A 26,653-nucleotide genomic window follows, 5' to 3' on the forward strand; every position below is an offset into this window, starting at 1 on the left:
ATATATTACATGTAAGTATCATTATACGATGGATGAACCTACTTGCCAGAAGGAGGGAACGTGAATGGAGCACACTTCTCCGTTAACCGCATTTACGCCGGATATGTTCATGCGCAATTTCGCCGAGGCCGAGCCGTGCCTTACCCGCAAAGGTGCAATCGAAGAATCCAACCGCTGTCTCTACTGCTATGATGCCCCCTGCATCAAGGCCTGTCCGACAGGCATTAACATCCCCTCTTTCATCAAGCGTATCGCCACCGATAATTTGAAGGGCGCCTCCCGCACCATCATGGAATCCAATCCTGTCGGCGCCAGCTGCGCCCGGGTCTGTCCGACAGAAGAGCTCTGTGAAGGGGCATGTGTGCTGAACGATGCCTCCGCACCGATTGAAATCGGCCTGCTGCAGCGTTATGCAACCGACTGGGCGATTCAGAGCGGAACGCAGCTGTTCCGCCCGGGTACTCCGAACGGCCGCAAGGTGGCCGTCATCGGCAGCGGTCCGGCCGGGCTGTCCGCAGCCAGGGAGCTGGCGCGCGAGGGCTTCCGCGTCGTTATTTATGAATCCAAGCCGCTGGCCGGGGGACTGGATACCCATGGCATCGTCTCGTTCCGGCTGCCGCAATCGGTCTCCCTCTGGGAAGTGGAGCAGGTCGAGAAGCTTGGCGTGGAGATCCGCACCGGTGTAAAGGTGGGCGTAGATGTAACGGCCGAGGAACTGAAGGCGGAATATGATGCCATCGTTCTTGCTGCGGGCATGGGCTATGTTCCGCCGCTCGGTATTGAAGGCGAACGGCTCTCGGGTGTTTACGATGCGATCGAGCTGGTGGAAACCACGAAGACCGGCGTCCCGACCCTGGAGCTGATGGGCCGGCGGGTAGCCGTCATCGGGGCAGGCAATACCGCGATAGATGCAGCTACCTGCTCGGTGCGGCTGGGAGCGGCGAATGTGAAGATGGTCTACCGCCGGACCCGCTCCGAGATGACCGCCTATGACTTCGAGTATGAATTCGCCAAGCAGGAGGGCGTAGAGTTCAACTGGCTGACGTTGCCGCAGCGGATTATCGGCGACGAGTCGGGCAATGTGACGGCGCTGGAGTGTGTGCAGATGAAGCTGACCGGTGAGACCGGCAAGGACGGCCGGCTGACGCCGGTGCCGGTGGAGGGCTCCGGATTCCTGCTGCCGGTCGATGCGGTGGTGATTGCCATCGGCCAGAAGCGGCGGACGGAACTGATTGAGCATCTGGGCCTTGAGCATGACAGAGGCATCGTCAGAATTGACCGTGCTACCGGACGGACTTCGGACCCGCAGATTTACGCCGCGGGAGACATTGTGTTCGGAGCAGGCCAGGGTGAGGCGATGGTTGTATCCGCCGCCCAGCAAGGCAAGGATGCGGCCTACGCCATTGCCCGGCAATGGTCGGGCAGGCAGGACAGCGTGGTGGGCTCAGCCGTATAAAAGACGGCGCAGGATAGGGTCCGGACGTTCCGGCGGCCGGGCCTATATGACAGGGAGGGAACAACAATGGCAGATTTGCGCATCGATCTCGCAGGTATTAAGTCGCCTAATCCGTTCTGGCTGGCCTCCGCGCCGCCGACCAACACCGGCTACCAGGTGCAGCGGGCCTTCGAGGCCGGCTGGGGAGGTGCGGTGTGGAAGACGCTGGGGGATCCGATCATCAATACGTCCTCGCGGTTTGCGGCTGTGCATTTCAATGGCCAGCGCGTAGCGGGCTTCAACAATATTGAGCTGATTACGGACCGTCCGCTTGAGGTGAATCTCAAAGAAATTTATGAGACCAAGAAGCGGTTCCCGAACCATGCTGTGGTGGCCTCTCTGATGGTGGAGCCGAAACGGGAGAAGTGGCATGAGATTGTTAAGCGGGTAGAGGATGTCGGTGTAGACGGCCTGGAGCTGAACTTCGGCTGTCCGCACGGGATGGCTGAGCGCGGCATGGGTGCGGCCTCCGGACAGCAGCCCGATCTGGTCGAGGCGCAGACCTACTGGGTTAAGGAGGCGGCGGCCACGCCGGTTATTGTGAAGCTTACGCCTAACATTACCGACATTACTGTAGTGGCCCGCCATGCGGTCAAGGGCGGCGCCGATGCGGTCAGCATGATCAATACGATCAACAGTCTGGCCGGCGTGGATATCCACACCTGGAATACGATTCCCCATGTCGGCGGCCAGGGGGCGCACGGCGGCTATTGCGGGCCTGCGGTCAAGCCGATAGCCCTGAGCATGGTTGCGGAATGTGCCCGCGACCGCGCTGTAAGTGTGCCGATCTCCGGCATCGGCGGCATTTCCACCTGGCAGGATGTGGTGGAGTTCATGCTGATGGGAGCGACCGGAATTCAGGTCTGCACGGCGGTCATGCATCACGGCTTCCGGATTGTCGAAGAGATGATCGACGGCCTGAACAACTACCTGGATGATAAGGGGCTGGCTTCTGTCACCGAGCTGATCGGCCAATCCGTTCCGAAATACTCCAACTGGGGGGATCTTGACCTTAACTACAAGGTGGTAGCCCGGATTAATCAGGACAACTGCATTAACTGCAATAAATGCCATATCGCCTGTGAGGATGCCTCGCATCAATGTATAGATATGCTGACGGATGCCCAGGGCAAGGCGGTGCTTCAGGTGCGTGAAGAGGACTGCGTAGGCTGCAACTTATGCTCGATTGTCTGCCCGGCCGACGGAGCCATTGATATGATCGCCCTGAACAACGGGGCCGCACCGATGACCTGGAACCAGCGGCAGCAGCTTATCGGCAATCTGAACGGCACTTATTCCGAGGCGGAGGTGGTCTAACAATGAAGAGAATCATCAAGAACGGCACGATTGTTACGGCGGCGGATACCTACAACGGGGACATCCTGATTGAGGACGGAGTGATTACGGGCATCGGGCTGGGACTTCAGGTGCCCGGAGCGGAAGTGATCGACGTTACCGGGTATTACGTCTTTCCGGGCGGAATTGATCCGCATACCCATCTGGATATGCCCTTCGGAGGCACGGTGACGGCCGATGACTTCGAGACCGGGACGATTGCCGCTGCTTACGGCGGAACGACCACAGTTATCGACTTCTGCCTGACAACCAAGGGCGAACCGCTGCAGCAGGCCGTCGATGTCTGGCACGCCAAATCGCAGGATAAAGCGGTGATTGATTACAGCTTTCATCTGATGGTCTCAGACCTGAACGACAAGGTGCTGGAGGAGCTGCCGCAGGTGATCGAGAACGAAGGCATTACCTCGCTGAAGGTATTCATGGCTTACAAGAATACGTTCCAGGCTGACGACGGGACGCTGTACAAGACGCTGCAGGCGGCCAAGCGCGAAGGCGCGCTGGTGATGGTGCATGCCGAGAACGGGGATGTCATTGACTATCTGGTGGAGCAGGCGCTGGCGGCCGGAAATACCGACCCGATCTATCATGCCCTGACCCGTCCGCCGGAGCTGGAGGGCGAAGCGACCGGACGTGCGGCCTATTTGACGGGACTGGCCGATTCCCAGCTCTATGTGGTACATGTAACCTGCGCTGAAGCAGCCTGGAAGATCGGCGAAGCCCGCAAGAAGGGCCTGCGGGTATACGGCGAGACCTGCCCGCAGTATCTGGTGCTGGATGTGGAGTCGCTGGAGAAGCCTGATTTTGAAGGGGCCAAATACGTATGGTCGCCGCCGCTGCGGGAGGCATGGAACCAGGATGTGCTGTGGGACTCGCTCTGGAACGGTACGCTGCAGACCATAGGCTCAGACCAGTGCTCCTTTAACTTCAAAGGGCAGAAGGAACTTGGACGCGGCGACTTCTCCAAGATTCCGAACGGCGGACCAACCATAGAGGACCGTTTCAGCGTGCTTTACTCCGAAGGGGTGGCGAAGGGACGTATCTCGCTGAACAAATTCGTGGACGTTATCGCCACCTCCAGCGCCAAGCTGTTCGGCTTGTTTCCGCAGAAGGGCACCATTGCCCTGGGCAGTGACGCCGATCTGGTGATCTTCGACCCCCGGGCAACGCGGGTGCTATCCGCCGAGACTCATCATATGAATGTGGATTATAACGCTTTTGAAGGGATGGAGGTGCAGGGAGAGCCGGTGTCCGTGCTGAGCCGCGGCGAATTTGTCATCCGCGACAAGCAGTTCGTGGGCGCTGCCGGTGCGGGGCAGTATCTGCACCGCAAACGGTTTGAGGCGGAGATGCCGATTCCTGCCCAGCCCCGGGTCAGTGGAGGGGTGAGTTAACATGTCAGCATATACCGAATTTGACCAGGAACGGCAGGAAATTGACGAATTGCTTGAACAGGGCTACAGAATCGCCAATATTGAAGAGGATCTGGACGGGGCGCGCGTGAAGTTTATCCGCAGCGGTCCGGTGGCCGGTGAGCAGGTGCTTCAGCTCCTGACCGCCGATGCGCGCAAGCACGTGACTACTGTATTGCTAGGTGTTAACCGGATGCCGGCACAGGCGGTAGAATCATCTATGTGAGAATGAAGCAGGCTGTGGCCCGAAGGGCTACGGCCTGTTTTTGGGAAAAAGTAAAAAAAGCAAAACATCTGATTGACAGCCATAAACGTCTAGTCTATATTATTCCTATGAATTTAATCGGAATATAACCATCGCTTGATTGACCAGTTTACTGGAGATCAGACCGGGCCGCCTATGCGCGCCTGGTTTGATCTTTTTTTGTTCCTGAGCGGCGCTGGGCTTCCGGAGAACGAAAGGAGATGCAACGGCGATGATTACGGTGAAGCATTTGTACAAAAGCTACGCCACCCGGGACGGTGAGGTTGCCGCGCTGCAGGATATCAACCTGGAGATCGCCCAAGGGGAGATCTTCGGTATTATCGGAGCCAGCGGCGCGGGGAAGTCTACGCTGATCCGCTGTCTCAACCGGCTGGAGCAGCCCGATTCGGGCGAAATCTGTGTGGGAGGCGCACCGTTCGCGGAGCTGCAGGGCAAGGCGTTGCGGCTCGCCAGACGCAGGGTGGGCATGATTTTTCAGCAATTTAATCTGCTGGATGCCAAGACGGTCTATGGTAATGTGGCGTTCCCGCTGCAGGTGGCCGGGTACACGAGACCGCAGATCCGCGAACGGGTGGAGGAGATCCTGGAGCTGGTCGGTCTGGCCGATAAGGCGATGATGTACCCCTCACAGCTCAGCGGCGGACAGAAACAAAGGGTAGGTATCGCCAGGGCGCTGGCCGCCCGTCCGGATGTGCTGCTCTCCGATGAAGCAACTTCGGCGCTGGACCCGCAGACGACCTATTCCATCCTGGAGCTGCTGCAGGACATTAACCGCAAGCTGGGCCTGACTATTGTCCTGATTACCCATGAGATGGATGTGCTGCGTCATATATGCACTAACGCGGCGGTGATTGAAGGCGGGCGAATCGTCGAGCAAGGACCCGTAGACAGCCTGTTCTACCGCCCGCAGAGCGAGACGGCAAAGCAGTTTGTGGGCATATTCAATTATTACAAAGGCACAGCTGAGAATAGCGTAAGCGAAGCGGGGAAGGCGGCTGTGATGCAATGAAGGAAGATGTGGCTCCACTGCTCTGGGAAGGGCTGCAGCAGACCTTGTATATGGTGGCCTGGTCGTCGCTGTTTGCCTTGCTGCTGGGGGCGGTTCTCGGGGTGACGCTGGTGGTTACGGAGAGCGGGGGCGTGCTGCCTGCACCGTTAATCCATAAGCTTATCAGTACGGCCATCAACGGGGTCCGCTCCATTCCCTTTATCATCCTGATTGTGCTGCTGCTTCCGCTGGCGCGCCTGGTAGTCGGTACCTCGCTGGGACCGACTGCCGCCATAGTCTCGCTATCCATCGGAGCGGCTCCCTTTCTGGGCAGGATCATTGAGAACTCGCTCAAGGAGGTGGAGCCGGGGAAGATTGAAGCTGCCAAGTCCGTCGGCGCACATCCTTTAACCATTATTGGCCATGTTATCATTCCCGAAGCATTGCCTGCCCTGGTGCGCGGGGTAACCATTGCCATCATCTCCATTACGGAGTTCACGGCAGTGGCCGGCGCGATCGGCGCAGGAGGGCTCGGCAGTCTGGCGATTCGCTTCGGGTATCAACGGTTCCGGACCGATATTTTGCTGGGAACGGTGCTGCTTATTATATTGATTGTGCAATTACTACAGTGGAGCGGCGATTCCATTGCCAGGCGTATCGACAGGAAGCGCTACAAGAGCGGTTGAGAAGTAAAATGCTTGTTTATATGCGTTCAATTTGCGGAGGTTTCGGCAGAAATACTGGAGGATAATTCTTATAACAAGGTTATAAGTTCAATATTAGATTCAATTAACTATTATATATTTGCGAAAGGCAGGGACTTGTATGAAGAAGACAAACGGTATGTTGACATTGCTGGCGGTTATTTTGGCGGGGGTACTCGCAGGCTGCGGCGCAGACGACAAGGAAGGGGGAGCGGCGGCAGCGGGCTCTTCCGGAGGCAGTACGGGCAAGGAGATTACCCTGAAGGTGGGAGCCGCTGCGGTGCCGCATGCGGAGATACTGGAATTCATCCAACCGAAGCTGAAGGAGGAAGGCGTTAACCTGGAGATTGTGACGCTGGATGACGAGGGTCAACTGAACCCGGCGCTGCAGGAGAAGCAGATCGACGCCAATTACTTTCAGCATGTGCCTTATCTGGATTCCATCAAGGGGGAGAAGGGGTATGATTTTACGGTGACGGCCAAAGTGCATGTCGAGCCGATCGGCTTCTATTCTGAGAAGCTGAAGGACAAAGAGGAACTTGAACACGGGGCCAAAATCGGCATTCCCAATAACCCCTCCAACGAATACCGGGCGCTGGTGCTGCTGGAGCGGCAGGGTCTGATCAAGCTGAAGGACGGACTCACGACTTATGAAGCGACGCCCAAGGATATCGCCGACAATCCGCTGCATCTGGAGTTTGTGGAAGCCGACGCCGCCACATTGCCGCGCGCCTTGCCTGATCTCGACGGTGCAGTGATCAACACCAACGTTGTTCTGGAAGCGGGCATTGATCCAAAGACGGCGCTGTTCCGCGAGGATGCCGAATCACCGTATGCCAACGTGATCGTGGTGCGCAGCGGCGATGAGAACCGTGAGGAGATCAAGAAGCTGGATGCCGCGTTGACCAGCCCGGAGGTTAAGTCCTTTATTGAGGAGAAATACGGAGTGGCTGTAGTTCCGGCCTTCTAAAATTCCCTGGGTCTAAAGCCGTTCCTCGTATTCGCGGCGCAGCACTGACATGATGACCAGTGAGTCGAAGCCGCTCTCCGTCTTGACACATTCCCGCAGTGTGCCTTCGGCAACGAAGCCGGCCCGTTCATAAATATGGCGGGCGCGGGCATTGTGGTGCTTCACATCGAGCCAGACCCGGTGGGCCTGCGTGTGTGTGAAGATCCATCCGGTCAGCGCTGCAAGCAGCGCTGAACCAAGCCCGCGCCCCTTCTCCTGGATGACAATCCGCATAATACAGATGCTCAGATCGGAATTCTCGAAGCCTGTGACAATCACATAGCCGGCTGCCAAGCCCTGTTTGTTCAATATTATACAATGGCGGATATTGCTGTCTCCAAGCGCGGCGAGATGCTGTTCTCTGCTCCATTGTCCCACATATAAGCGGTTGTCCGCATGCTGTTCCGCTGCGAGGACAAAGTCCAGGTCGGTCTCCGTGGTTTCGCGTAAATCTACAAAATTGCTGCAAAGATTCATTGCTGGTTCCTCCTAAGCGGATCAGGTAAGAAGTATAATAGTTGGCTATAGTAGACGAGTTCAATTAATTCTATATAAGTTGAACCTAAGATTAGCCTGAATAAGGCCGGAAAGTGAATTAAGTTATGGACTTCCGTACGCTGCCCACTCCCGTTCTCCAGATGAATACCGCTAGTTGCTGTTGAGTTCGCTGACAGCAGGCTCTGTCCGGCTCTGTTTAGGTATGGTGAACGAAAGCAACCTCTATTCAACAAGGATAAATGTATTTCGTACAACTATTTGTTAGGTATGCACCCATTTTTGAAGGATAGATGTATTTCGTGCAACTAAAATCAGCATATGGGGATCAAACTGCCCTAAAGCAAGAAGATAGATGTACGAAATGCAACTATAGCCGGGAAACGGCCTATTTAGATGAATATAGTTGTACAAACTGCAATTAGCAGCTTAGCAGCGGTTAGCGAGGTCATTAAGAGCAATAGCTGCTGTCGCCTTTAGTCATAGGTGCTCTTGGCCTTCCTCATCTATCTTATTGATTTGACCTGTGTGGAGGATGATCACGATCTACATTTCAGCAGCTTACAACGATGACAGCCCGTGCTTCGCCTATCAGCTTTACTGCGGAAAGCCATCAGGCGGTGGCCGGAACCGCAACAAGCGGTATTAATCAAGAAATCTACGGGCGGGAAGCGACCGGAAGCCAAATGTTTTCTTGCGTCACGACTAATCCCGACACAAAAATCTTTAGTTCAATCTATATAGCATAGACTAAAATTGATTCGATCTTAATTTGAACTGTTGCGAAATGTTGTAGTTCGACTCAAGTTGAACACTTGCGCGCAGTTCGTTATGTTGCAATGCAAAGTTTAAAAGAATCTCGCCGTTCGTCCAATTTGTTAGATTCTGGAGAGCTTCGATTGAATGAGTCAATAATGAGTGCTGCTGTAATTTCGTCAATCCTTGTGCCTTTACCTCGCCTGAGTCGTCCTTCACCTTCGAAGGTAGAGTACGAATACCGAACTTGCCGATACTATTGTTTCGGATTTGTACGAAAATAGTCCCTGAAACCAACTCGGACAGTTCCTCCTGTAGTTCTCCAAACACCAACTCCAATTGTCTCTCCAGATACATCCGATCGACAGCCGTAGAGTAGGGGGAGTTCTTTTCTCTCAAGGTAGTGACCATCTTTTCCTCTTCGTAGGTGCGTTCAATCAAAAATTCTTTTATAAGTGTCTGGTAACCCTTATTTCTTTGCTTAGCCAAAGTGCGGATGCGCTGGAGCAAGTCCCCGTCGAGACGAAGAGAAATCGTTGCGGATTTTCTTTTCGGTAAATCATGATCCTCTTCTTCGATAATTGAAGCTTCCAACAGTTCATCGCTTAAAGTATGATTTGACCAGAATTCTGCTGCTTCCGTATCGCTCATATGTTCTGGAATCTGGTCTCTTGACGTGATGATTTTCATAGTTATCGATTCCTCCTTCTATATGCTCTGGCTTCGGATTCAGTGGCATCTCGTGCAGTTATAACTCGTATCTTTCCCATGACCTTCTTAATATAAATCACGACTAATCGTCTTCCGTCTTCTGTTGAACCAATAATACCCATGTTGCTACTGTGTGCAGCTTCACCTGACAATGTATATTATTTTGTATATACAATTGTAACACATTTCATGTGGAAAAACCTTGAATTTACTAGTTAACTCTGGAGTATTTGTTAAACACTCACCGTTACAGACATTGCGGCCCTGTTATCCCGTAACAACAAAAAACCGCCCCCGGAGCAAGCGCTCTTGGGGCGGGAAGGTGTAAGGGCAGTCCGTTAAGCCAGCCGGCTGGGACTTCCTTCAGATATGTAGGCCGGTACAGTGCATGCAGATGTGATTGTAACGGGGCCGGCCGGAATTTCCGCAATATCCGGAGAATAGAGATATACGCTGTTTCCATTCTCGGCAGTCCGTATACGGGTGAACTCGCCTGCCAGGCCGATCACGGAGGAGGCGTTCTGCACGGAGTCCTTGACCCGAAGCTTAAGGGTAGCGAGGGTCTGGTCAACGGCTGGAATGCTCTGCTTATGCTTGGCTTCCACCTGAATATCGATACCGCGCATGCTTGTGCTGAGCCCGAAAGAGATGCCGCCGTCCACCGGATTTATAAAATTGTACTGGAACATATTAGACACCTCGTGGCCGGCTGTAAATGCCGCATCCTTGTAGGCAGATTGCTCCAGATATTCGGCGTTGTCAAATATTTCACTGTCGTATTGGACAATAAAGTTCAAATAACTGTAGCCAGGGTCGCCGGAGGCGAAGTCGCTGAGCAGCAGCCGGACAATCACTTCATCTCCAGGCTCATAGGATGGTTTGTCGGTAGTAACCTGGACGGACATGGCGGGAGGTGTGCTGTCTACGGTTACCTCGTGCATCATGGAAACCATAAGTGTGAGAAACCGCGAACGCTGAAATGCTTTTTTGAAACCGGACCATTTATACATATTGCACCCTCCACATCTTCACTGACGCCATCGGTTTTGGCCGAATTGTTCTGTGCTCATAGTAGCATTTGATGCTGATAAAATGCTGACAAGATGTCGAAATGTGGAGAATTAAGTCATTTAAAAGAACGGCGGATAGCGTTACATCGTAGACCTGCCTAAGCCTCGGTAGGCTTCCATGAACCATTCCGGCAGTTCGTCGCCCATTTCTGCGGTATAGGAGTCTCTGAATTGCGTGAACCGCCGCTGCGCCTTAAGAGGCTTGCCCAGCTTGTAGTAGACCGAGATGAGCTGCAACGTATAGCTCTCTTCCAGCGGCTCCTCCGTCACCAGACGATCCGCATATTCCTCCGCCTCCTGATAGCGGCCGGCTTCAATGAGTGCACCGGTCCATCCCTCAAGCAGCTTGAGGAAAGTTTGTCGAACCTTGTCGCGAACCGGATAGACCCAGAGGCTGTCCATTCCGGGCAGCAGCTCGCCGCTGTACAGCTCGACCGCTGCGCGCAGATGCTCCAGGCTGCCGCTCTGGAAAGCCTCTGCGGCTGCCTCACGGAACCTGTCGATGTCACCGGCGATGCCCCGCGGCTCCAGGCGGTAATTTTCCCGGTCAAAGCTGAGCTCAATCTGTTCGAGTTCGGCCTTCTTGAGGGTTTTGCGGATCTGATACACAGTGGTGTGCAGATACTGCTTGCCCTTGGCATAATCCCATTGCGGGAATACTTCATTCAGAATCACATTAACGCTGCCCTGCCGGTGAATCCACAGGTAGGCGAACAACTCCTCCGCTTTGTGGGTACTCCACTTGATATTGCCGTGCGGACCGCTGGCGGAGTAATCGCCAAGGAACCGGAAGGTGGCGGCGTGCTGCGGCTGTCTGCCGGCAGCGGTCAGGCGCCGCTTGGCCAGCACCTTGTTCCATGTCTTCAGCAGGCGCGAGGGATCAACCGGCTTCAGCAGATAATCGGCGGCCGACAGCTCGAAGGCTTCTACGGCGTAGCTGCGGTAAGCGGTGACGAAGACGATGTCGGTCTCCGGCGAGTAGGGCTGCAGCTTCTCGGCGAAGGCAAGGCCGGAAAGCTCCGGCATCTGTATATCGAGGAACAGGATGTCGGGCCTCCGTTCCGCCGCCGCGGCCAATGCCTCGCGGGGATTATCATAAGCATCCACCGAACCCACGCCATCGCATTTCAGCAGCAGCTCGCGCATTTGCTCCAGGGCCGGCCATTCGTCGTCTACGATCATTACAGAATAATTCAGAATACCTCATCCTTCCATGGAATGGTTATGAGCGCCTCGATTCCCCCGCCGGGTGTGCGGTTCAGCTGCAGGGACGTGCCGAATTGCTTCAGCAGTCTGCGGTTGATATTCTTCAGGCCAATGCCTGTGTCCCGGCCGAGTGATGAGCGGGCTCCGTCCGTCATCCAGGTTGATAGCTGTTCGTCGCTCATCCCGATGCCGTCGTCCGATACTTTTATGGTAATGTTGTTTCCCTGACGACGGGTGGAGAGGGTTACGGTACCGCCGCCAATCTTCTCCATCAGTCCGTGGCGGACGGCATTCTCGACAATCGGCTGCACAATCAGCGGCGGAAGCGAGAATTCAAAGATGTCCATGTCGTACTCCACCCGCAGCCGCTTGCCGAAGCGGGCTTGCTCCAGGGACAGATAGGCTTCGATCAGCTCCAGCTCCTTCTCGAACGGAACGGCGGTCTCCTGGTTGCTGAAGTCAAAGCTGCCGCGCAGGAAATTGCTAAGATCATAGAGCAGGCTCCGGGTCTTGTCATGGTCACGCGTGCTCATCCAGATAATCGTATTGATGGCGTTGTACAGAAAATGCGGCTTGATCTGCGCGCGCAGCATGGCGATTTCCGAGCTCAGGCGATCGGAGACTGACTGGCGAAGCTGGACCAGCGTCTGAACCCGGCCCTTCAGATCGTTCCAGGCATAGGGTTTATGGATGAAATCATTGGCGCCGGCGCGGAAGGCTGCCTCGTTCAGATGAAGCTGCTGTGCGGCCGTCGCCATCAGAATTGGCAGATCAAGCGGGCTGTAAGTCCGGCGGATATTGCGGCATAGCTGAAAGCCCGACATTTCCGGCATCATAACGTCAATGATGCACAGATCAAAGTTACGGTCCTCGCGCAGCAGCTCCAGCGCTTCGGTGCCGCTGCGCAGACTGGTGATCATGTAATTCTCCAGCGCCAGGAGGTTCGTCAGCGCCTTGAGGTTGGCGTAATCGTCATCGACGATCAGAATGCGCGGAGCGTGGGCGCCCCCGCCTCCGGCCGGCTGCGGTCCGGGCTGCGGATACTTCCAGTTGTCGTCTGCCGCTTCCGGCGGCGGCTTCACGGCTGACAGCAGCAGCTCGCGGCTTGCCGGCTCCGCCGTGGGGGCGGCCTCCTGTACAAGCGGGAGCGTGAAGGTGAAGCTGCTGCCATGGCCCGGCTCAGAGCTCACCGCAATGCGGCCGCCGTGTAATTCGACCAGCTTCCGCGTAATCGGCAGTCCGAGCCCGACTCCGCCGCGTTCCAGCGAATCGCTCTCACTGGCCTGCTCGTAATCGCGGAAGATCAGCTCCAGCTGCTGCGGCGCGATGCCTCTGCCGGTATCGCTCACGATCACGGCGACGCAGCCGCTGCGCACTTCCGCTTCGAGAATGACGCTGCCGAGGTCGGTGAATTTCAGCGCGTTGTCGAGCAGGTTGAAGAAAATTTGCATCAGCCGGTGCTCATCAGCCTCCACAATAAATTTGCCGGGAGAGATCCGGTTCTTGATCCGGACGCTCTTCTTAGAATTCAGGAATTCAAAGATCTCCACGGCGATGCTTGCCGCGCTTTGAATATCGACGGGCTTCGCGTGCAGCACGATCCGCTGCTCCTTGATTTGTTCATAATCCAGAATGTCTCTGACGAGAAAAGCCAGCCGCCGGCTCGTTCCCAGGATCAGGCGCAGATCCTCGCGCTGTGAAGCGCTGAGCGGTCCGCCGGCCCCTTGATACAGCGAAAGCGAAAGATTGATAACGGCATTCAGCGGTGTCCGCAGCTCAGAGGAGGTCTTGAGCAGGAATTCATCCTTGTCGCGGTCCTTGCGTGCGAGCTGCTGCGACAACTGCTTGATAGTCTCGTAGGCATGCCCCTGCCGGGCCGACAGAAACAGCGCCTCCGCCAGAATGAAGATCGGGCCGGAGACCGGAACAATCGCGTAAAAATCCGTGCCGAGAAACAGATTGGCGCCGACCGTCAGCGTGAATATGATGGCGGCGATGACGCCGATCAGCAGATATAGCGAGCCGGTCTCGCGGAGCCAGGCTGCCTTGGCCATTACGTAAAAGGTGTAGCAGACGGATATAAAGCTGAAGCCGACCAATATGCCTGCAGCACCCGAATAAAAGCGGACCGAGGCCAAGAGCATTACCGTGCAGAATGCGAGCGAATACACCAGCGTAATCCGGTAAAAGATGCGGGAATACAGCGCCGGAAACAAAGACCGGGTGTACGCAGAGACAAAATAAAAACCGGCTACGCCGGAGAGCAGCTGCAGCTTGCTGAACCACTCATACGAAATGGACGGAAAGTAATAGAGCAGCAGCTTCTCGCTGTGCGTCAACATGTACAGGACAATGTTGAAGCAGTAGAGTGCCAGCTGCACCGAGGCGTTGTCCTCCTTGCGCTGAAGTCCCTGGCCGATAAAATAAAAGCCGATAAATGCGAAGCCGGCGGCCATAATAATATCGTATGTGCGGTTGCGGAACTGCAGCGTCTCAATGGCAGAAGGGGTTCCAAGCCGGATCGACTCGGCAATGCCGCCGTTGGCATAGCTGAAATTGGACATGTGAATGAGAATCTCAGCCCGCCCGTCCCTGCCCTCAAATTCCAGCGTATACGGCTGGTTGCGCGGCAGGCTGGAAGCTTCCGAAGCACTCGGGATACCGCTTGCACCAAGCGCCGTGCCGTTCACAAAGACCGCGCTGGCATTGCGGATATTGTTGATCTTCAGCGCGAAGCCGGGAATATCTGCGGGAAGCGCCAGCGTTAACCGGTAAGTGGCATAGCCATACCGGCCGCTGCGTGTGCCCTCTGAAGGGGTTATCCAGATGGAAGGCACGGTCTGGTAGACCGCTTGCCCGGCTTCCCTGAACAGTGCAGCCTCCGGCTTCAGCAGCTTGCCCCAATAGAACTCCCACTGCCCGTCCAGCTTATAAGTAGAAGTGTCGTCAAAGCTGCAGGAGGTCAAATCCATAATTCCCGGCTCGCGGAATGCGCAGGAGGAGCCGGTCCGGTTAAGCAGCGGAGCCAGCACGGCGGCTGCCAGGATAATGATACAGAATAGGCCAAGCATACGCTTGGCCAGCAGACGGTAATCGAACGATTGCATGCGGACCTCACACTGGAACTTTTTATCAATAGGATTATGATAGCTTCCTCTTCCAATGCTTGTCCAGTGCTTGTCCGCTCAGGAACAGCTGTGTAGCGCGATTGTCACGGGACTGCCTCTTTATCGGCATAGGCGGGGGGAAGTAGTGTATAATGGAGGCCGATAACTCTCAGGCAACTAATTAATACGACAAGGAGACCGCCACACATGTATCTGCTTGACATAATGTCCTGGCTTACCGAGGAGCGGCTCCGCCAACTGCTGGAGCAATACCGTTCGCTGGGGCCCTTGCCCGGGATCGGGCTGACGTTCCTGAAATCCTTTGTTCCCCCGCTTCCCACCATTGCTATTGTAGGCCTGAACGGGGCGGTGTATGGGCTGTGGCTCGGCTTTCTGTATTCCTGGATTGGCCTTACGGCCGGCTGTCTGACGACGTTTTTGCTGATCCGGGCCGTCGGGACCCATCCTTATCTGCGGAAGTGGGCCCGGCGTCCGAAGGTAGCCAGGGCGATGACCTGGGTCCGCCAGAGCGGCTTCAGCTATGTGTTTCTGCTCAGCCTGTTTCCGGTTGGACCCTTTGTAGTCATTAATATGGCTGCGGGACTCGCTAGCATGCGCCTGCGCTCCTTCGCGCTTGCGGTTGCCGCTGGCAAGGCCGTTATGGTATTAGCGGTCACCTACATTGGAAACGATGTGGAGCGGTTCATCCGCCGGCCGGGTGAGCTCATCTATGTGCTGCTGTTCATCGGGATCTCTTTATGGGGAGTAAAAGCGATAGAAGCCCGCTTCGCGCGGGCAGCGCAGCGGCGCAGTGACCGCCTGGCGGCGGAGCGCCTACAGAACGAATAGGCGGCGGATAGAGTCGTCCGTTACATCCGGCCCGCTGGCGTGCTGCCAGCTGCCTGTAGCGGAATCGTAGCGGTAATCCGCCCGCCATTCTCCGGCATGGACGGCAACGGCGCGCACGGCGGCTATGATCCGCCGCACCTCTTCATCCGTCATAATCGGATGAAGGGAGAGTCTGACCCAGCCGGGCTTGGCGGAGAGGTCGCCGCTGCCGACCGCGGCGGCAATCTGCTCGGACTGTGCCTCGCCCAGGCCGAGCAGATGATGCCCGTAAGGCCCGGCGCAGGAGCAGCCGCCGCGGGCCTGAATGCCGAAGCGGTCGTTAAGCAGCCTTACGGCCAGATTATAATGAACCTTCTCCAGCAGGAAGGAGACGATGCCGAGGCGGTCGGTCCGGCTGCCGGCCAGAACGGTGCAGCCGGGAATTTGGGCAAGCCCGTTCAACAGCCTGCCGCACAGCTCTTCTTCTCTCTGCATCATCCAGAGCCCGCTTCCGTTCATTTGATCCTTGAGCTTCAGGGAGAGTGCCGTGCGGACAGCCTGCAGGGAGCCGGGAGTGCCTCCGTCCTCGCGGACCTCCAGGGCATCAATGTAACGCCGCCCGCCCCAGGGATTGACCCAGACGACTGTCCCGCCGCCGGGTTCATCCGGTAACCGGCCGCCAGCCAGGGCGGTATCGAAGAGCAGCACGCCGGTGCTGCCGGGACCGCCGAGGAATTTATGGGGTGAGAAGAATACGGCATCCAGCTTCTCCAGCGGAGAGGCTGGATGCATGTTGATGGCTTCATAGGGAGCGCTGGCAGCGAAGTCCACGAAACAGACGCCGCCGTGACGATGCATGGCGGCGGCCATTTGGTGGTACGGGGTCCTGATTCCCGTTACATTGGAGCAGGCGGTGAAGGAGCCGATCTTCAGCCGCCGGCTGCGGTACAGCAGCAGCAGCTTCTCCAGCTGGCGGAGATCGGTGTTGCCGTCCGCTCCCGGAGGTACCGTGACAACATCGGCGATGCTCTCCTGCCAGGGCAAGAGGTTGGAGTGATGCTCCATGTGGCTGACGAAGACCACCGGCCGTTCCCCGGGCGGGCATGCGGCAGCCGGCAGCCATTCCGGCAGCTTAAGGCCCATCAGGCGCAGCAGCTTGTTCACGGCGCCGGTGGTCCCGGTGCCGCAGAAGAGCAGGGCGTCCTCCGGTCCCGCATTCACATGCTTCTTGATAATGCTGCGCGCCTCGTTATAGGCCAGGGTGATCGTCAGACCCGTCGTATTCGATTCGGTGTGGGGGTTGCTTATCATGGGGCCCAGCGCATCCTGGATTCTCCGCTCAATCGGCTCATACAGGCGCCCGCTGGCCGTCCAGTCGGCATACAGCAGCGGCTTGCAGCCATACGGGGTAATGATCTGCCGCCCGATGCCGACCGTATGCCTGCGGAAATAGGCAAAGTGCTCCTCTAACGAAGCCGGTGCTTCCGGTGAAGCGGCAAGGTTGATGCTCAGCACGGACATTCCCTCCATCCCGTAAATTCTGATTACGGGCTTAGTGTATGCCTGAGACAGGGAATAGGTTAATGCCTATGTGCCGGAGTCTGCGGCTCAAATAAACAGCTGCATATCGCTCTCCAGCGCATCCTTCAGATAAGCCGACGCATCAATGATTTCGACCTCCGGCAGGAACTCCTCGGGCTTGAAGCCCATAATCTCGACCGAAAGCTTGCAGGCATAGAATTTGATGTTTTTCTTGCGCGCGCCTTTCAGAAAATGCACCAGCTTCGGCGCTCCCTGATCCTCCATCATTTCCTCCAGCATCATACGTCCCAGTCCGCTGAAATTCATCCGCGACAGCGGAAGCTGATCCGGTCCCTTCGGCGTAATCACATCCATCAGCTTCTCGTAAATGGATTTGTCCTCCAGCGTCATCTTCTCCGGATCACGGATCAGAAACAGCCCCCAGAAAGCGAAAAACATCGTCACATCCACATCGATATCCCTGGCGGTATTGGCCAGCACCAGACCGGCCATAGCCTTGTCGTATTCCCCGCTGAACATCAGCAGATTTATTTTCTTGCCCATTAGATCATCCTCCATCTGCATAGTGAATGACCTTAGTATGAATCGGGTACGGGGAAATATCCCTCAGTCACAGAAAGCTGCGTTTTCCCGCAAGCCTCGGATTTCAAACCAAAGAGCAGCGGTCCTCCGGTAGTGGGGGAACCGCTGCTCAGCTCATTAGACTATTTCACTTGCACCAGGTACAGGGCCGCGCCATGTGCCGGGATTTCGGGAGACAGCCCGGACGGCTCCAGCCGGAGCTCGCTGCCGCGCCACAGCTCGGTGGCGGAAGCGCCTTCGGAGGCATTCAACTCCTGCAGGGAGACGGCAACATGCTGGGCTGCTTCGCCGGTGTTGAACAAGGCGACATAACGGACACCTTCGGCGCCGTCCGCGCACCAGACCACCCGGTCTCCGCTGCGGCTGACAAGGCGTGCGCCGCTGCTGTTGCGGTGCATCTCCAGCACCCCGCGGTTCTGCAGCAGGCGGTTCGTCCACTCATCGTTATCCCGCAGCTCGCCCCCGAAGAACAGCGGTGAACGGAAGATGGACCACAAGGTCATCATGGTAACCTGTTCATCCGGAGTGAACCGGGTCCAGCGGTCCGCTCCGCCGCCGTCCACCGAGCGGATGCCGATATGGCCAAGCGGCAGCATATCGCAGTCCGGCCAGCATCCGGGACCTGGCCGTCCCTGCCAGCTCTCGCAGCGGTCGAACATGTCGAGCAGCAGCGACCAGTGATCCCAGAAGTCGTCGGTCATGCGCCACATGTTGGCATGGCCCTCGAAGAAATCGGCGTATTCTACCGGTGCAGGACCCGGCGAGAGGCTCAGCACCATAGGGCGGCCGCAATTCATGATGGCTTGATGGATCAGTTCAATTTCGGGCTGGTGCGTGTCATACAGCCTGGAGGCGGCGATGTCATCGACCTTGATGAAATCAACGCCCCACTCGGCATACAGCTCGAAGAGTGAATTGTAGTAGGCCTGGGCGCCTTCTTTGGCGGCATCTACCCCGTACATGTCGGTATTCCAGGGACAAATGGAGTTGGGATGGGCAATATCGCGGGCAGTGGCGGTACTTCCTTTGATTGCAGTGGCCGCATGCGCTGCTTGCCGCGGAATGCCCCGCATAATGTGAATGCCGAATTTCAGGCCGAGGCTGTGTACGTAATCGGCCAGCGGACGGAAGCCTTGGCCGTCCGCCGCAGACGGGAAGCGGTTCACTGCCGGCAGCAGCCGCGAGTATTCGTCCATTTCCAGCGGCACAAAGGGGCGGTATTGTGAGGAAACGGCGCCAGGTTCATACCACTGGATATCAACGACGATATATTCCCAGCCGTATTCTTTCAAATGGGCTGCCATATATTCGGCGTTTCCGCGGATTTCACTTTCCGTTACGGCTGCGCCGTAGCAATCCCAGCTATTCCAGCCCATCGGCGGGGTGGGTGCAAATGTTGTATGACTCATCTGATTCATCGCTCTCCTTCGGTTCTGCTTAAGAACCATGAAATAAAGTTGCGGTTATAGAATCATCATAGAACAGTAAGATTGTTGATATCCACGATAATATAGTCTTGTGAATGGCACAAAATTGCTCATTAATAGCATTGGGCTATTTAATCGAAGAACAGACGGTTGTAGTGGAGGCTTCCGGTCCCGGAACGGAATGCACCGGGAGTCTGTCCGGTCAGCTTGAAGAAGACCTTTATGAAATAACTGCCTGTCGAGTAGCCTACCTGCTCTGCGATGTGCTCAATGCTAAGCTCCGTTGTCCGCAGCAGCTCCACCGCCCGTTCGATACGGACGCGGTTCAAATAATCATTCGGTGTCAGTCCGACATGCTTGCTGAAGCTGCGCAGCAGATGGAATTTGGAGACGCCGAGCCGGCGGGCAAGCTCGTCCTGGCCGACCATATCGTCATAATGGGAATCCATGAATTGCACGGCATCCCGTACGGCCTGCGGCCATAAGGCCTCATTGCGCATTCCGCCGGAGGATAAGCGGCCCAGCTCCATCATGAACTGGTACAGCAGTGAGGAGGCGATATAGGAATCGGTGATCCTTCCGTCCCGCGCTTCCCGGACGATATCGCGCATTGCCCGGATCGGGGGACTGGCCGGATCGATCAGCGGAGCCTGGCCCAGCTTCTGCTTGATTTCCTCCCAGAGCGGCAGGATGAGCTTGGGACGCAGCAGCAGGAAGTAGAATTCCCACACCTCGCCGTCTCCCGGGTGGTAGTAGCGGTGGTTGCCGGGAATTTCAGTCATAAAGGCACGTCCCGGGCCAATCCGCAGCCGCTCGTTCCCGGTTTCGAAGATGCCTGTGCCGGACATCGTATATTGAAAGAGCAGCAAGGGCCCATCGCTGCGCTCCAGTCCGTCCCAATGGTAGGCTGAATGAGTCTCCGCCTCATGTCCCACCGCATATAAATTAAGAAGCGGCAAATGCTCCGGTTCACTGAACCGGAAGCCGTAAATGCCATAGCTGCTGTCGTTCTTCACATAACCCCTCCTGCCAAAATGGCACTGCTGTTATTCTTGGCCGCATGAACGGGATCAGGCAGCGACAAGCTTCATAATTTCCTCCGCGGGCAGCGGTGGATAGAACAGGAAGCCCTGAATATGCGGGCACTGGTGCCGGACCAGAAATTCAGCCTGCTCCGGGGTCTCCACCCCTTCCGCGATCAGGTCGTACCCCAGCTGGGAGGCGACGTAAACAATCGACTTAATAATCGTTTCGTCGATGGAGCTGACTCCGATTCCGGCGATGAAGGTCCGGTCAATCTTGATTTTGTTCACAGGAAAATGCTTTAAATAGTTCAGCGACGAGTATTTCGTCCCGAAGTCATCGATGGAAACGACGATGCCGCAGTCACGCATTTGCTGGAGCAGCGGATAATGCTCTTCCAGCAGGGCGGTGCTCTCCGTAATTTCAAATTCCAGCACATTCGTATCCAGCCTGTGATGCTCCAGAAGGGCGAGCAGATTCTCAATCAGATTGCGGTTGTAGAACCAGCTGTTGGAGATATTGATGGAGGTGCGGAGCAGCGGCATGCCCTGGGCCCTCCATTCGCAGAGCTGCCGGCATACCTCCTTCAGCACCCAATCCGTAAGCTGGATCATCAGTCCAGCATCCTCAACGGCGGAAATGAAGGCACCGGGGCCGATCAGCCCTTTCTCGGGATGATTCCAGCGGATCAGTGCCTCCATTCCGATCATGGCGCCGGTACCGGCATCAATCTGCGGCTGATAATACAGCACGAATTCCTCGCGTTCGAGCGCGGTGTGCAGATACTTGGAGATCATAGATTTTTGCTCCAGCTTCTCGCGCAATGCCCAGTCGAATACGAAATAATTGCGGTCTTCGAGCGCCTTGGCCGCATTCATCGACATGGCAGCATAATTGAGCAGCTCCTCGGCATTCTCCGAATGCTCCGGGTACAGCGAGATGCCGATACTGGTGGAGAGGCTGAGATGCGCTCCGGCCACCAGCAGGGTTTCCGAGATCAGAGCGCTGATGCTTGCCGCAGTGTCACGGATGTGCTCCCGGTTCATGTCGGAGAACAGCATAACGAATTCATCTCCGCCGGTCCGGGCCAGCATTTCGCAGGACAGCTTGCTGTGATGCAGCCGGTGGGCCAGCCTCTTGATCACTTCATCCCCGGTGGAATGCCCAAGGGTATCGTTGATTTCCTTGAATTTATTGAGGTCAAAAAAGAAAAGCGTATAGGTCTGTGTAGGCTCTGTGCACTGCAGCCGCCGCTGTAAATCGTCCATGAAAAAACGCCGGTTCGGAATTTCCGTCAGGCTGTCATAATTCGCCAGCTTCTCGAACAGCTGCTTGGACACATGGAGATCCTGGGTACGGATACGCACCACCCGTTCCAGCTCGCGGTGAAACCGGCCTTGATGCCAGAGCACGTACAGTGTAAATGCGCTGATCAGCAGGAAGGCAAGCTCAATCCACAGAATGCCGCGCAGGAGCTCCCACTTCTTATGGGGAGAGAGGCTGGTTCCCAGCAGCCAGTGCTGATTATAGATTTCCACCGGGACGGTAATCTGATCCTTGTCCTGCGGCACAGGGCTGCCGAACAGGAAGCTGCCTTGTTCTGTCGTTACATAGCCGGAGGAATTCGCCGGCAGCACCTGTCCGGCGATATCGCTTATCCGCACGGACACCGAGACGATCCCCTGATAAGTGTTGCCGCTATATACAGCCTGTCTGATGATCATGCCATAGTCGCCTTGCGCCAGCGTCCGTGGACCGTCGATCGTGACGCTGCGGGAGAGGATCGTTTCTTGAACCAGACCGGGCGTAGACAACGCCGGATCAAGCATGAGGCTTTTGCCCAGGATTTCCGTGTTTCCTGAAAGAGGGTACAAATAGCGGATCACGCCAGCCGGCGCTATGGCTATGTTTAGAACCTGTCCTGAGTTTTCGTATGTATTGCGCAAGTATTGATTGATAAGTACAGGCTCGGCATCAAACCCCGTAGTTTGAATAAAGGAGCTTACGCCCTTTACAATCAGTGCTTTTTCTTCGATGCTTGATGCCAGTGCGATGGCCTGTGAGGCCAGATCAGCTTTCTCTGCGCGGTACTCACGGGTGACTGATAGAGAGTAGTAGTAGAATAATGCGAGCTGAAGGACAGCGAGAAAGCCGAGGATGATGATGAAAGGCTTCTTGTTTATGAAAGCCATGGGTGCCTCCGATACCTGAGTAAAATTCAACAGACCTGCATGGTAGACAAAATGGCCTAGATTTGCCGAAGAAATGTCGAGTTATGTCGCAGGTGTTTCTTTAGCATGTCACTTTTGTCCGCATTGCGCAAGGGTAAAGCTTATATTGTCTTATAAAATTCAAAACGGATAAATACGGTCGCCAGAGGCTGCTGTACTTATCCGTTGTTCTTGCTGATATGCTGCTATCACGGCAATGAGATGCCGGAGCGGTATGGATTATTTCTTGAAGATGCCCAGCGGTGCTCCGATCGGCAGGAAGACGCGGCCGAAATGTGCATTCAGCACGGAGGCTCCGCAGCCGTACAGCGATACGATGCCGATAGCCAGCTCGGAGATGGCGGCAACTTTATGGAAGAACTCGGCGGCAACTCCGAAGGAATCAAGCATCAGTCCCAGGAACAGGAAGTCAATCAGCACGAAGATAATCAGCAGTACTTTGTTGGCTTCGACGGCACCGAGTGTCATGAACAGTGTAAATACGAGGTAGCCCAGGAATACAAATCCGAGCTGCTTCGGATCGACGCCCTCGGCCAGGGTGCTGCCGAAAACGCCCAGCTTGATCAGCCAGCTGCCGGCCATGCCGAACCAGAAGAAGGCATATGCGCCGAACGCGGTCATGCCGAACGTGTTGTTGTGCTTGGCATCCTGAATGGAGGCAAAGAGCTGAGCGAAGGCTCCGAGGAAGATCGCCCACGGGATGCAGTAGCTGAGTCCTGTTGTAATTTCAAGCTTTTGCGAAGAAGCGACCAGGGTGACGATGGCCAATCCGAACAGGCCGATGGCGCTTGGATCGGCGGTGACGATTTTGACAGATTGGGTGGATTGCTGTTGCGCTGACATAACAATACTTGCCTCCAATGTTTATAAAAGTGTTCGCATACGATAACGGCACCCTGGAGCGGGCGCCGCATCAGCCAGCCTATCATATCATATCGTCCCGGAGCTTGCCTATATAAGAAGTGGAAGGTATTACATTTTGTCATAAAGCGCTCTATCCTGCAGTAAAAAGGAGAACAGCTCGGCGAACCGGACCGGTCTGCCGATATGGTAGCCCTGCAGCTCGTCGCTGCCCATCCGCCGGAGCATGTCGAACTGCTCCTTGTACTCCACGCCTTCGGACACTACGCTCAGCCCCAGGCTGTGGCTCAGCTCGATGATGGCCTTGACCAGCACATCGCCCTCCTTCCCAAGGGTCATGCCCGAAATGAACGAGCGGTCGATCTTGATGACATCAAGGGGCAGGCGGCGCAAATAGCTCAGCGAGGAGAAGCCGGTCCCGAAGTCGTCCAGGGAGATACGGAAGCCCAGGCTCCGCAGCTGCAGCAGCGACTGGTGAATGCTCTCTCCGGACACAAGCACGCTTTCCGTGATTTCGAGCTCCAGGCTGTCTACCGGCAGCTGGAACTCGCCGAGCAGCTCCAGCAGCAGCTCCGGCAATCCGGGCTGCATCAGCTGCACAGCGGAGATGTTCACCGCTGCCGTGAGCGCAAGGTCCAGATCGCGCAGCCGGCGCATATCGGCACAGACCTGGCGGAGCACCCAGGCGCCGATGCCGACGATGCAGCCGCTGGTTTCAGCCAGCGGGATGAACTCGGCAGGGGAGACGGAGCCGTAGGTCGGGCTGTTCCAGCGCAGCAGCGCCTCCGCTTTGGATACCGCCAGGTGGCCGGAGCTGACAATCGGCTGGTAGTGCACCTCGAATTCACCGTTCGCCGCCGCCGACAGCAGCTGTCTGGAGAGCACCTTCTTCCGGCGGATGCTCTCTTCCAGCACCTCGGAGTATTGAAATATATTGTTGCGGCCGTTCTCTTTGACATGGAACATGGCCAGATCGGCCTGCTTGACGAGATACTCGGCGTCTTCCCCGTTCTGCGGGTAGAGGCTGACACCGATGCTGGCAGTACAGTAGAGAAGATGTCCCTGCACGCGGTGCGGCCGGGTCAGGGCGGTCTGGAGCCGGGACAGCTGCTCCATCAGATCGCCGTGGCTCTCCACATCGGCGAACAGGATGGTGAATTCATCTCCGCCAAGCCGGGAGACGACGTCCTGCTTCCCGATGGACTGCGTAATCCGGCCGGCGACTTCACGCAGCAGGCCATCGCCAATGTCATGACCCAGGGTGTCGTTGACCGTTTTGAAATGATCCAGGTCAATGAAGACAAGCCCCATCATCCGTCCCGTGCCCCGAACGGCGGATATGGCCTCGTTCAGCTTGGTGAAGAAGAGCGAACGGCTCGGCAGCTGCGTCAGCGGATCGAGCATCGACTGCAGGCGCAGCTCCTTCTGCGCCTGCTCCAGCGAATCGATCATCCGGTTGAATTCCTGCTCCACATCGCTGAATTCATCCTTGCCGCTTCTGCGGATGCGGAAGGACAAGTCCTTGCTGCGGCCGATAGTCCGGATGTTGCGGATGAGGAGCCTCATCCGGCCAAGGATGAAACGGTTGACGAACATCAGGCTGAAGCCGCAAATCAGCAGGGTGCTGGCGAAGAAGAACATCCGGAAGCGGTTGATGGACTGCAGCCCTCCCTCATAAATCTGGCGCGGAGCCTTAAGAGAGATGACGATCCCGGGATTGCCGAACAGATCGTCCACTACGGTATGAATGGACATCAGGCCGTCCGGACCGGAATTCATCCAGACGGTGCCGCCGCCGCTGGAGGCCAGCATGCCCGAGGTGACGCGGGCAATCTGAAAGGTGGACTGTGTTCCCCGCCAGATGCGGGTGATCTCCTCCTGCTGCAGCCTTCTTCCGGCAAGCGCCGTCCCGACGGAGGGGCCGGCCCCGTCGCTGCCGGCGATCGGGGTCAGTGTAACCAGCATCGGCCCATCGGCGAGGTTGACGATGCCCGAGCGGTCGCTCCGGTTATTCGTAAAGGCCGGTAAGCGGCCGTTGATCAGCTTAATCAGCGCAAGGTGTTCGTCGGTAAGCGGGGACACGATATCTGCCCCGGGTTCATGAACGCCGCCGAACAGCGGCTGTCCTTCCCGGTTCAGCAGGGCGATGACATCGAACCGGTTCAGTTCAAAGGTGGTCTTGCCGAAGGTGGTATGAAGGTAAGCCGCATTGTCAGGGTCTTCGGCGTTGCCGGACTCAATCAGCCGCCGCGTACCGTCCGACAGCGAGTATCTCAGCAGTCCGGTCTTCATGGACTGGAGTTCATTTTGATAGGAGGCGACTGCATCATCCAGCTTGCCGTGCAGCGCGGCTTCGTCCAGATGCTCGAAGCGGTCCAGCAGAATCAGATGCAGCAGTAAATAGGTCAACCCCAAGGCAAGCATGGCCAGGATCGTTATATAAATGATGAATTTTGTGCGCAGCTTCATGCGGATCCCCTTTAATTTACAGGATTACAACAGGAAATAAGTACCATTGTCAGTGTACCATGGCAAGGCAATATTTTGCAGCGCATTTCTCCCCACACTGTCGAACTTTGATGTATAATATATTAGCAATTATAAATATCACATAATAATAGAAGGAGAAAGGTTTCGGCATGGATAAATGGACATTATTTAAGAAGGCCACACGGTTTGGATCGATTCCCGTTATGCTTATACCTGTAGTCCTGGGAACAGTCGGGGCATATGTATGGGCGGGAAGCTTCCATCCGTTTTTATTTGTTATCACCCTGATCGGGGCGGTCTCGGCGCATTTGTTCTCGAATATGATCAACGATTTGTGGGATTTCCGCAATGGAACGGACACGGAGGCGCATAATACTCCAGGGATGATCTCCACAAATTCCGGATTTCTGTCCAAGGGGCTGATGTCGGAGTCGCTGTTCGCGGTCATGACCTGGTCGCTGCTCATCATTGCGGTGGCCTGCGGCCTGATACTCAGCATTGCCAGCGGTCCCCAGATTCTGTGGTTTGTGCTGATCGGAGCTCTTATCGCCTATTTCTACGTTGCTCCTCCGCTGCGCTTTGGTTACCGCGGCAAGGGATACAGCGAGTTTGCGATTTTTGTGGCTTTCGGAATTATGCCCGTGCTGGGCTCGTATTTCGTCCAGACCGGCGAATTCAGCCTGCGGCCGGTGCTGCTGTCGCTGCCGGTGGGACTCCTGACAACCCTGCTGCTGTTCAACCATCATTTCCTGCACTGGAAAGCGGACAAGCAGGCGGGCAAACGCACGCTGGTTGTTGTCTGGGGTGAGCGCAAGGCACTGATCTTCTCGCGTGTGCTGCTCGGCATATCTTATGTGTCTCTTGTCGTATGCGTTGCTTTTGGTGTGCTGCCGGTGTATGCGCTGCTCGCGCTGCTTACGGCCATTCCGCCGGTGCATATTTACCGCGGTCTGCAGCCGCTCAACGCATCAGCGGCCTATTTGCCGCTGATGGGCGCTTCGCAGCAGGCCTCTGTGCGCTGCGGCGTTATTATGGCTGCCGCCCTGCTGCTCCAGAGCTTTATTTAACGGCTTCGTCCCCGTCTTCGGATACACGATA

At 56.2% G+C, this 26,653-nt stretch carries 21 protein-coding genes; 9 read left to right on the forward strand and 12 right to left on the reverse strand.

Annotation, left to right across the window (positions count from 1 at the left end):
* Positions 1–64 precede the first annotated feature (64 nt).
* The 7 genes from F1379_RS12765 (at position 65) to F1379_RS12795 (ending at position 7,187) form a co-directional block, all read left to right on the forward strand.
* Positions 65–1,456, forward strand: coding sequence for an NAD(P)-dependent oxidoreductase (locus F1379_RS12765; protein ID WP_150270123.1), 1,392 nt, complete (start codon positions 65–67; stop codon positions 1,454–1,456).
* 66 nt (positions 1,457–1,522) lie between these two features.
* A complete protein-coding gene (gene preA, locus F1379_RS12770; RefSeq protein WP_150270125.1) occupies positions 1,523–2,812 on the forward strand; it encodes an NAD-dependent dihydropyrimidine dehydrogenase subunit PreA in 1,290 nt (429 codons plus the stop codon).
* Between the two features lie 2 nt (positions 2,813–2,814).
* Complete coding sequence (hydA, locus tag F1379_RS12775) at positions 2,815–4,242, forward strand: dihydropyrimidinase (protein WP_150270127.1); 1,428 nt, start codon at positions 2,815–2,817, stop codon at positions 4,240–4,242.
* 1 nt (position 4,243) lies between these two features.
* Complete coding sequence (locus F1379_RS12780; RefSeq protein WP_150270129.1) at positions 4,244–4,486, forward strand: hypothetical protein; 243 nt, start codon at positions 4,244–4,246, stop codon at positions 4,484–4,486.
* Positions 4,487–4,736: 250 nt separating this feature from the next.
* Positions 4,737–5,534 (forward strand): methionine ABC transporter ATP-binding protein, encoded by a 798-nt coding sequence (locus F1379_RS12785; protein ID WP_150270131.1) that lies wholly within the window; start codon positions 4,737–4,739, stop codon positions 5,532–5,534.
* Positions 5,531–6,199 (forward strand): methionine ABC transporter permease, encoded by a 669-nt coding sequence (locus F1379_RS12790; RefSeq protein ID WP_150270133.1) that lies wholly within the window; start codon positions 5,531–5,533, stop codon positions 6,197–6,199. Before F1379_RS12785 ends, F1379_RS12790 begins: the two co-directional genes overlap by 4 nt.
* A 139-nt stretch (positions 6,200–6,338) precedes the next feature.
* Positions 6,339–7,187 carry a MetQ/NlpA family ABC transporter substrate-binding protein gene (locus tag F1379_RS12795; RefSeq protein ID WP_150270135.1) on the forward strand — a complete coding sequence of 283 codons (849 nt, stop codon included), beginning with the start codon at positions 6,339–6,341 and terminating at the stop codon, positions 7,185–7,187.
* 12 nt (positions 7,188–7,199) lie between these two features.
* Here F1379_RS12795 and F1379_RS12800 read toward each other — a convergent pair whose 3' ends face one another.
* From F1379_RS12800 to F1379_RS12825, 5 genes are all read right to left on the reverse strand, one after another.
* Positions 7,200–7,703 (reverse strand): GNAT family N-acetyltransferase, encoded by a 504-nt coding sequence (locus F1379_RS12800; RefSeq protein WP_150270137.1) that lies wholly within the window; start codon positions 7,701–7,703, stop codon positions 7,200–7,202.
* Positions 7,704–8,471: 768 nt separating this feature from the next.
* Positions 8,472–9,167 (reverse strand): CopG family antitoxin, encoded by a 696-nt coding sequence (locus F1379_RS12805; RefSeq protein ID WP_150270139.1) that lies wholly within the window; start codon positions 9,165–9,167, stop codon positions 8,472–8,474.
* A 359-nt stretch (positions 9,168–9,526) separates the two neighbouring features.
* Positions 9,527–10,198 (reverse strand): cohesin domain-containing protein, encoded by a 672-nt coding sequence (locus tag F1379_RS12815; protein ID WP_150270143.1) that lies wholly within the window; start codon positions 10,196–10,198, stop codon positions 9,527–9,529.
* A 141-nt stretch (positions 10,199–10,339) separates the two neighbouring features.
* The gene (locus tag F1379_RS12820) at positions 10,340–11,440 is read right to left on the reverse strand and encodes a response regulator (protein WP_150270145.1); all 1,101 of its coding nucleotides are present in this window, start codon (positions 11,438–11,440) and stop codon (positions 10,340–10,342) included.
* A gap of 11 nt (positions 11,441–11,451) precedes the next feature.
* Positions 11,452–14,571, reverse strand: coding sequence for an ATP-binding protein (locus tag F1379_RS12825; protein ID WP_150270147.1), 3,120 nt, complete (start codon positions 14,569–14,571; stop codon positions 11,452–11,454).
* A 207-nt stretch (positions 14,572–14,778) separates the two neighbouring features.
* Between F1379_RS12825 and F1379_RS12830 the strand changes: the two genes are divergently transcribed.
* Positions 14,779–15,420, forward strand: a complete 642-nt coding sequence (locus tag F1379_RS12830; RefSeq protein WP_150270149.1) for a TVP38/TMEM64 family protein — start codon at positions 14,779–14,781, stop codon at positions 15,418–15,420.
* Here the strand turns inward: F1379_RS12830 and F1379_RS12835 are convergent.
* From F1379_RS12835 to F1379_RS12865, 7 genes are all read right to left on the reverse strand, one after another.
* Positions 15,406–16,914, reverse strand: coding sequence for an aminotransferase class V-fold PLP-dependent enzyme (locus tag F1379_RS12835; protein WP_203457090.1), 1,509 nt, complete (start codon positions 16,912–16,914; stop codon positions 15,406–15,408). The two genes, F1379_RS12830 and F1379_RS12835, sit on opposite strands and share 15 nt — an antisense overlap.
* Positions 16,915–17,007: 93 nt before the next feature.
* The gene (locus F1379_RS12840) at positions 17,008–17,484 is read right to left on the reverse strand and encodes a DsrE/DsrF/DrsH-like family protein (protein ID WP_150270153.1); all 477 of its coding nucleotides are present in this window, start codon (positions 17,482–17,484) and stop codon (positions 17,008–17,010) included.
* A gap of 161 nt (positions 17,485–17,645) precedes the next feature.
* Positions 17,646–18,932, reverse strand: a complete 1,287-nt coding sequence (locus F1379_RS12845; protein WP_150270156.1) for a glycoside hydrolase family 27 protein — start codon at positions 18,930–18,932, stop codon at positions 17,646–17,648.
* A gap of 149 nt (positions 18,933–19,081) precedes the next feature.
* On the reverse strand, positions 19,082–19,966 hold the full coding sequence (locus F1379_RS12850; protein ID WP_150270158.1) for a helix-turn-helix domain-containing protein: 885 nt from the start codon (positions 19,964–19,966) through the stop codon (positions 19,082–19,084).
* A gap of 54 nt (positions 19,967–20,020) precedes the next feature.
* Positions 20,021–22,165, reverse strand: coding sequence for a putative bifunctional diguanylate cyclase/phosphodiesterase (locus F1379_RS12855; RefSeq protein ID WP_150270160.1), 2,145 nt, complete (start codon positions 22,163–22,165; stop codon positions 20,021–20,023).
* Between the two features lie 258 nt (positions 22,166–22,423).
* The gene (locus tag F1379_RS12860) at positions 22,424–23,047 is read right to left on the reverse strand and encodes an acetate uptake transporter (protein ID WP_150270162.1); all 624 of its coding nucleotides are present in this window, start codon (positions 23,045–23,047) and stop codon (positions 22,424–22,426) included.
* Between the two features lie 129 nt (positions 23,048–23,176).
* Complete coding sequence (locus F1379_RS12865; RefSeq protein ID WP_150270164.1) at positions 23,177–25,534, reverse strand: putative bifunctional diguanylate cyclase/phosphodiesterase; 2,358 nt, start codon at positions 25,532–25,534, stop codon at positions 23,177–23,179.
* Positions 25,535–25,704: 170 nt separating this feature from the next.
* Between F1379_RS12865 and F1379_RS12870 the strand changes: the two genes are divergently transcribed.
* On the forward strand, positions 25,705–26,622 hold the full coding sequence (locus F1379_RS12870; RefSeq protein WP_150270166.1) for a prenyltransferase: 918 nt from the start codon (positions 25,705–25,707) through the stop codon (positions 26,620–26,622).
* The last annotated feature ends 31 nt before the right edge of the window (positions 26,623–26,653 follow it).

It is taken from the genome of Paenibacillus tepidiphilus (genome assembly GCF_008635795.1).
In the GTDB taxonomy this organism is placed as follows: Bacteria; Bacillota; Bacilli; order Paenibacillales; family Paenibacillaceae; genus Paenibacillus_AQ; species Paenibacillus_AQ tepidiphilus.

Bases quoted from the DNA above. Each gene is read 5' to 3' on its own strand.
- F1379_RS12825 (WP_150270147.1), bottom strand. From the start codon at position 14,571: ATGCAATCGTTCGATTACCGTCTGCTGGCCAAGCGTATGCTTGGCCTA.
- F1379_RS12780 (WP_150270129.1), top strand. From the start codon at position 4,244: ATGTCAGCATATACCGAATTTGACCAGGAACGGCAGGAAATTGACGAA.
- hydA (WP_150270127.1), top strand. From the start codon at position 2,815: ATGAAGAGAATCATCAAGAACGGCACGATTGTTACGGCGGCGGATACC.
- F1379_RS12795 (WP_150270135.1), top strand. From the start codon at position 6,339: ATGAAGAAGACAAACGGTATGTTGACATTGCTGGCGGTTATTTTGGCG.
- F1379_RS12790 (WP_150270133.1), top strand. From the start codon at position 5,531: ATGAAGGAAGATGTGGCTCCACTGCTCTGGGAAGGGCTGCAGCAGACC.
- F1379_RS12840 (WP_150270153.1), bottom strand. From the start codon at position 17,484: ATGGGCAAGAAAATAAATCTGCTGATGTTCAGCGGGGAATACGACAAG.
- F1379_RS12820 (WP_150270145.1), bottom strand. From the start codon at position 11,440: ATGATCGTAGACGACGAATGGCCGGCCCTGGAGCAAATGCGCGAGCTG.
- F1379_RS12785 (WP_150270131.1), top strand. From the start codon at position 4,737: ATGATTACGGTGAAGCATTTGTACAAAAGCTACGCCACCCGGGACGGT.
- F1379_RS12860 (WP_150270162.1), bottom strand. From the start codon at position 23,047: ATGTCAGCGCAACAGCAATCCACCCAATCTGTCAAAATCGTCACCGCC.
- F1379_RS12815 (WP_150270143.1), bottom strand. From the start codon at position 10,198: ATGTATAAATGGTCCGGTTTCAAAAAAGCATTTCAGCGTTCGCGGTTT.
- F1379_RS12805 (WP_150270139.1), bottom strand. From the start codon at position 9,167: ATGAAAATCATCACGTCAAGAGACCAGATTCCAGAACATATGAGCGAT.
- F1379_RS12765 (WP_150270123.1), top strand. From the start codon at position 65: ATGGAGCACACTTCTCCGTTAACCGCATTTACGCCGGATATGTTCATG.
- F1379_RS12865 (WP_150270164.1), bottom strand. From the start codon at position 25,534: ATGAAGCTGCGCACAAAATTCATCATTTATATAACGATCCTGGCCATG.
- F1379_RS12870 (WP_150270166.1), top strand. From the start codon at position 25,705: ATGGATAAATGGACATTATTTAAGAAGGCCACACGGTTTGGATCGATT.
- F1379_RS12830 (WP_150270149.1), top strand. From the start codon at position 14,779: ATGTATCTGCTTGACATAATGTCCTGGCTTACCGAGGAGCGGCTCCGC.
- preA (WP_150270125.1), top strand. From the start codon at position 1,523: ATGGCAGATTTGCGCATCGATCTCGCAGGTATTAAGTCGCCTAATCCG.
- F1379_RS12855 (WP_150270160.1), bottom strand. From the start codon at position 22,165: ATGGCTTTCATAAACAAGAAGCCTTTCATCATCATCCTCGGCTTTCTC.
- F1379_RS12800 (WP_150270137.1), bottom strand. From the start codon at position 7,703: ATGAATCTTTGCAGCAATTTTGTAGATTTACGCGAAACCACGGAGACC.
- F1379_RS12845 (WP_150270156.1), bottom strand. From the start codon at position 18,932: ATGAGTCATACAACATTTGCACCCACCCCGCCGATGGGCTGGAATAGC.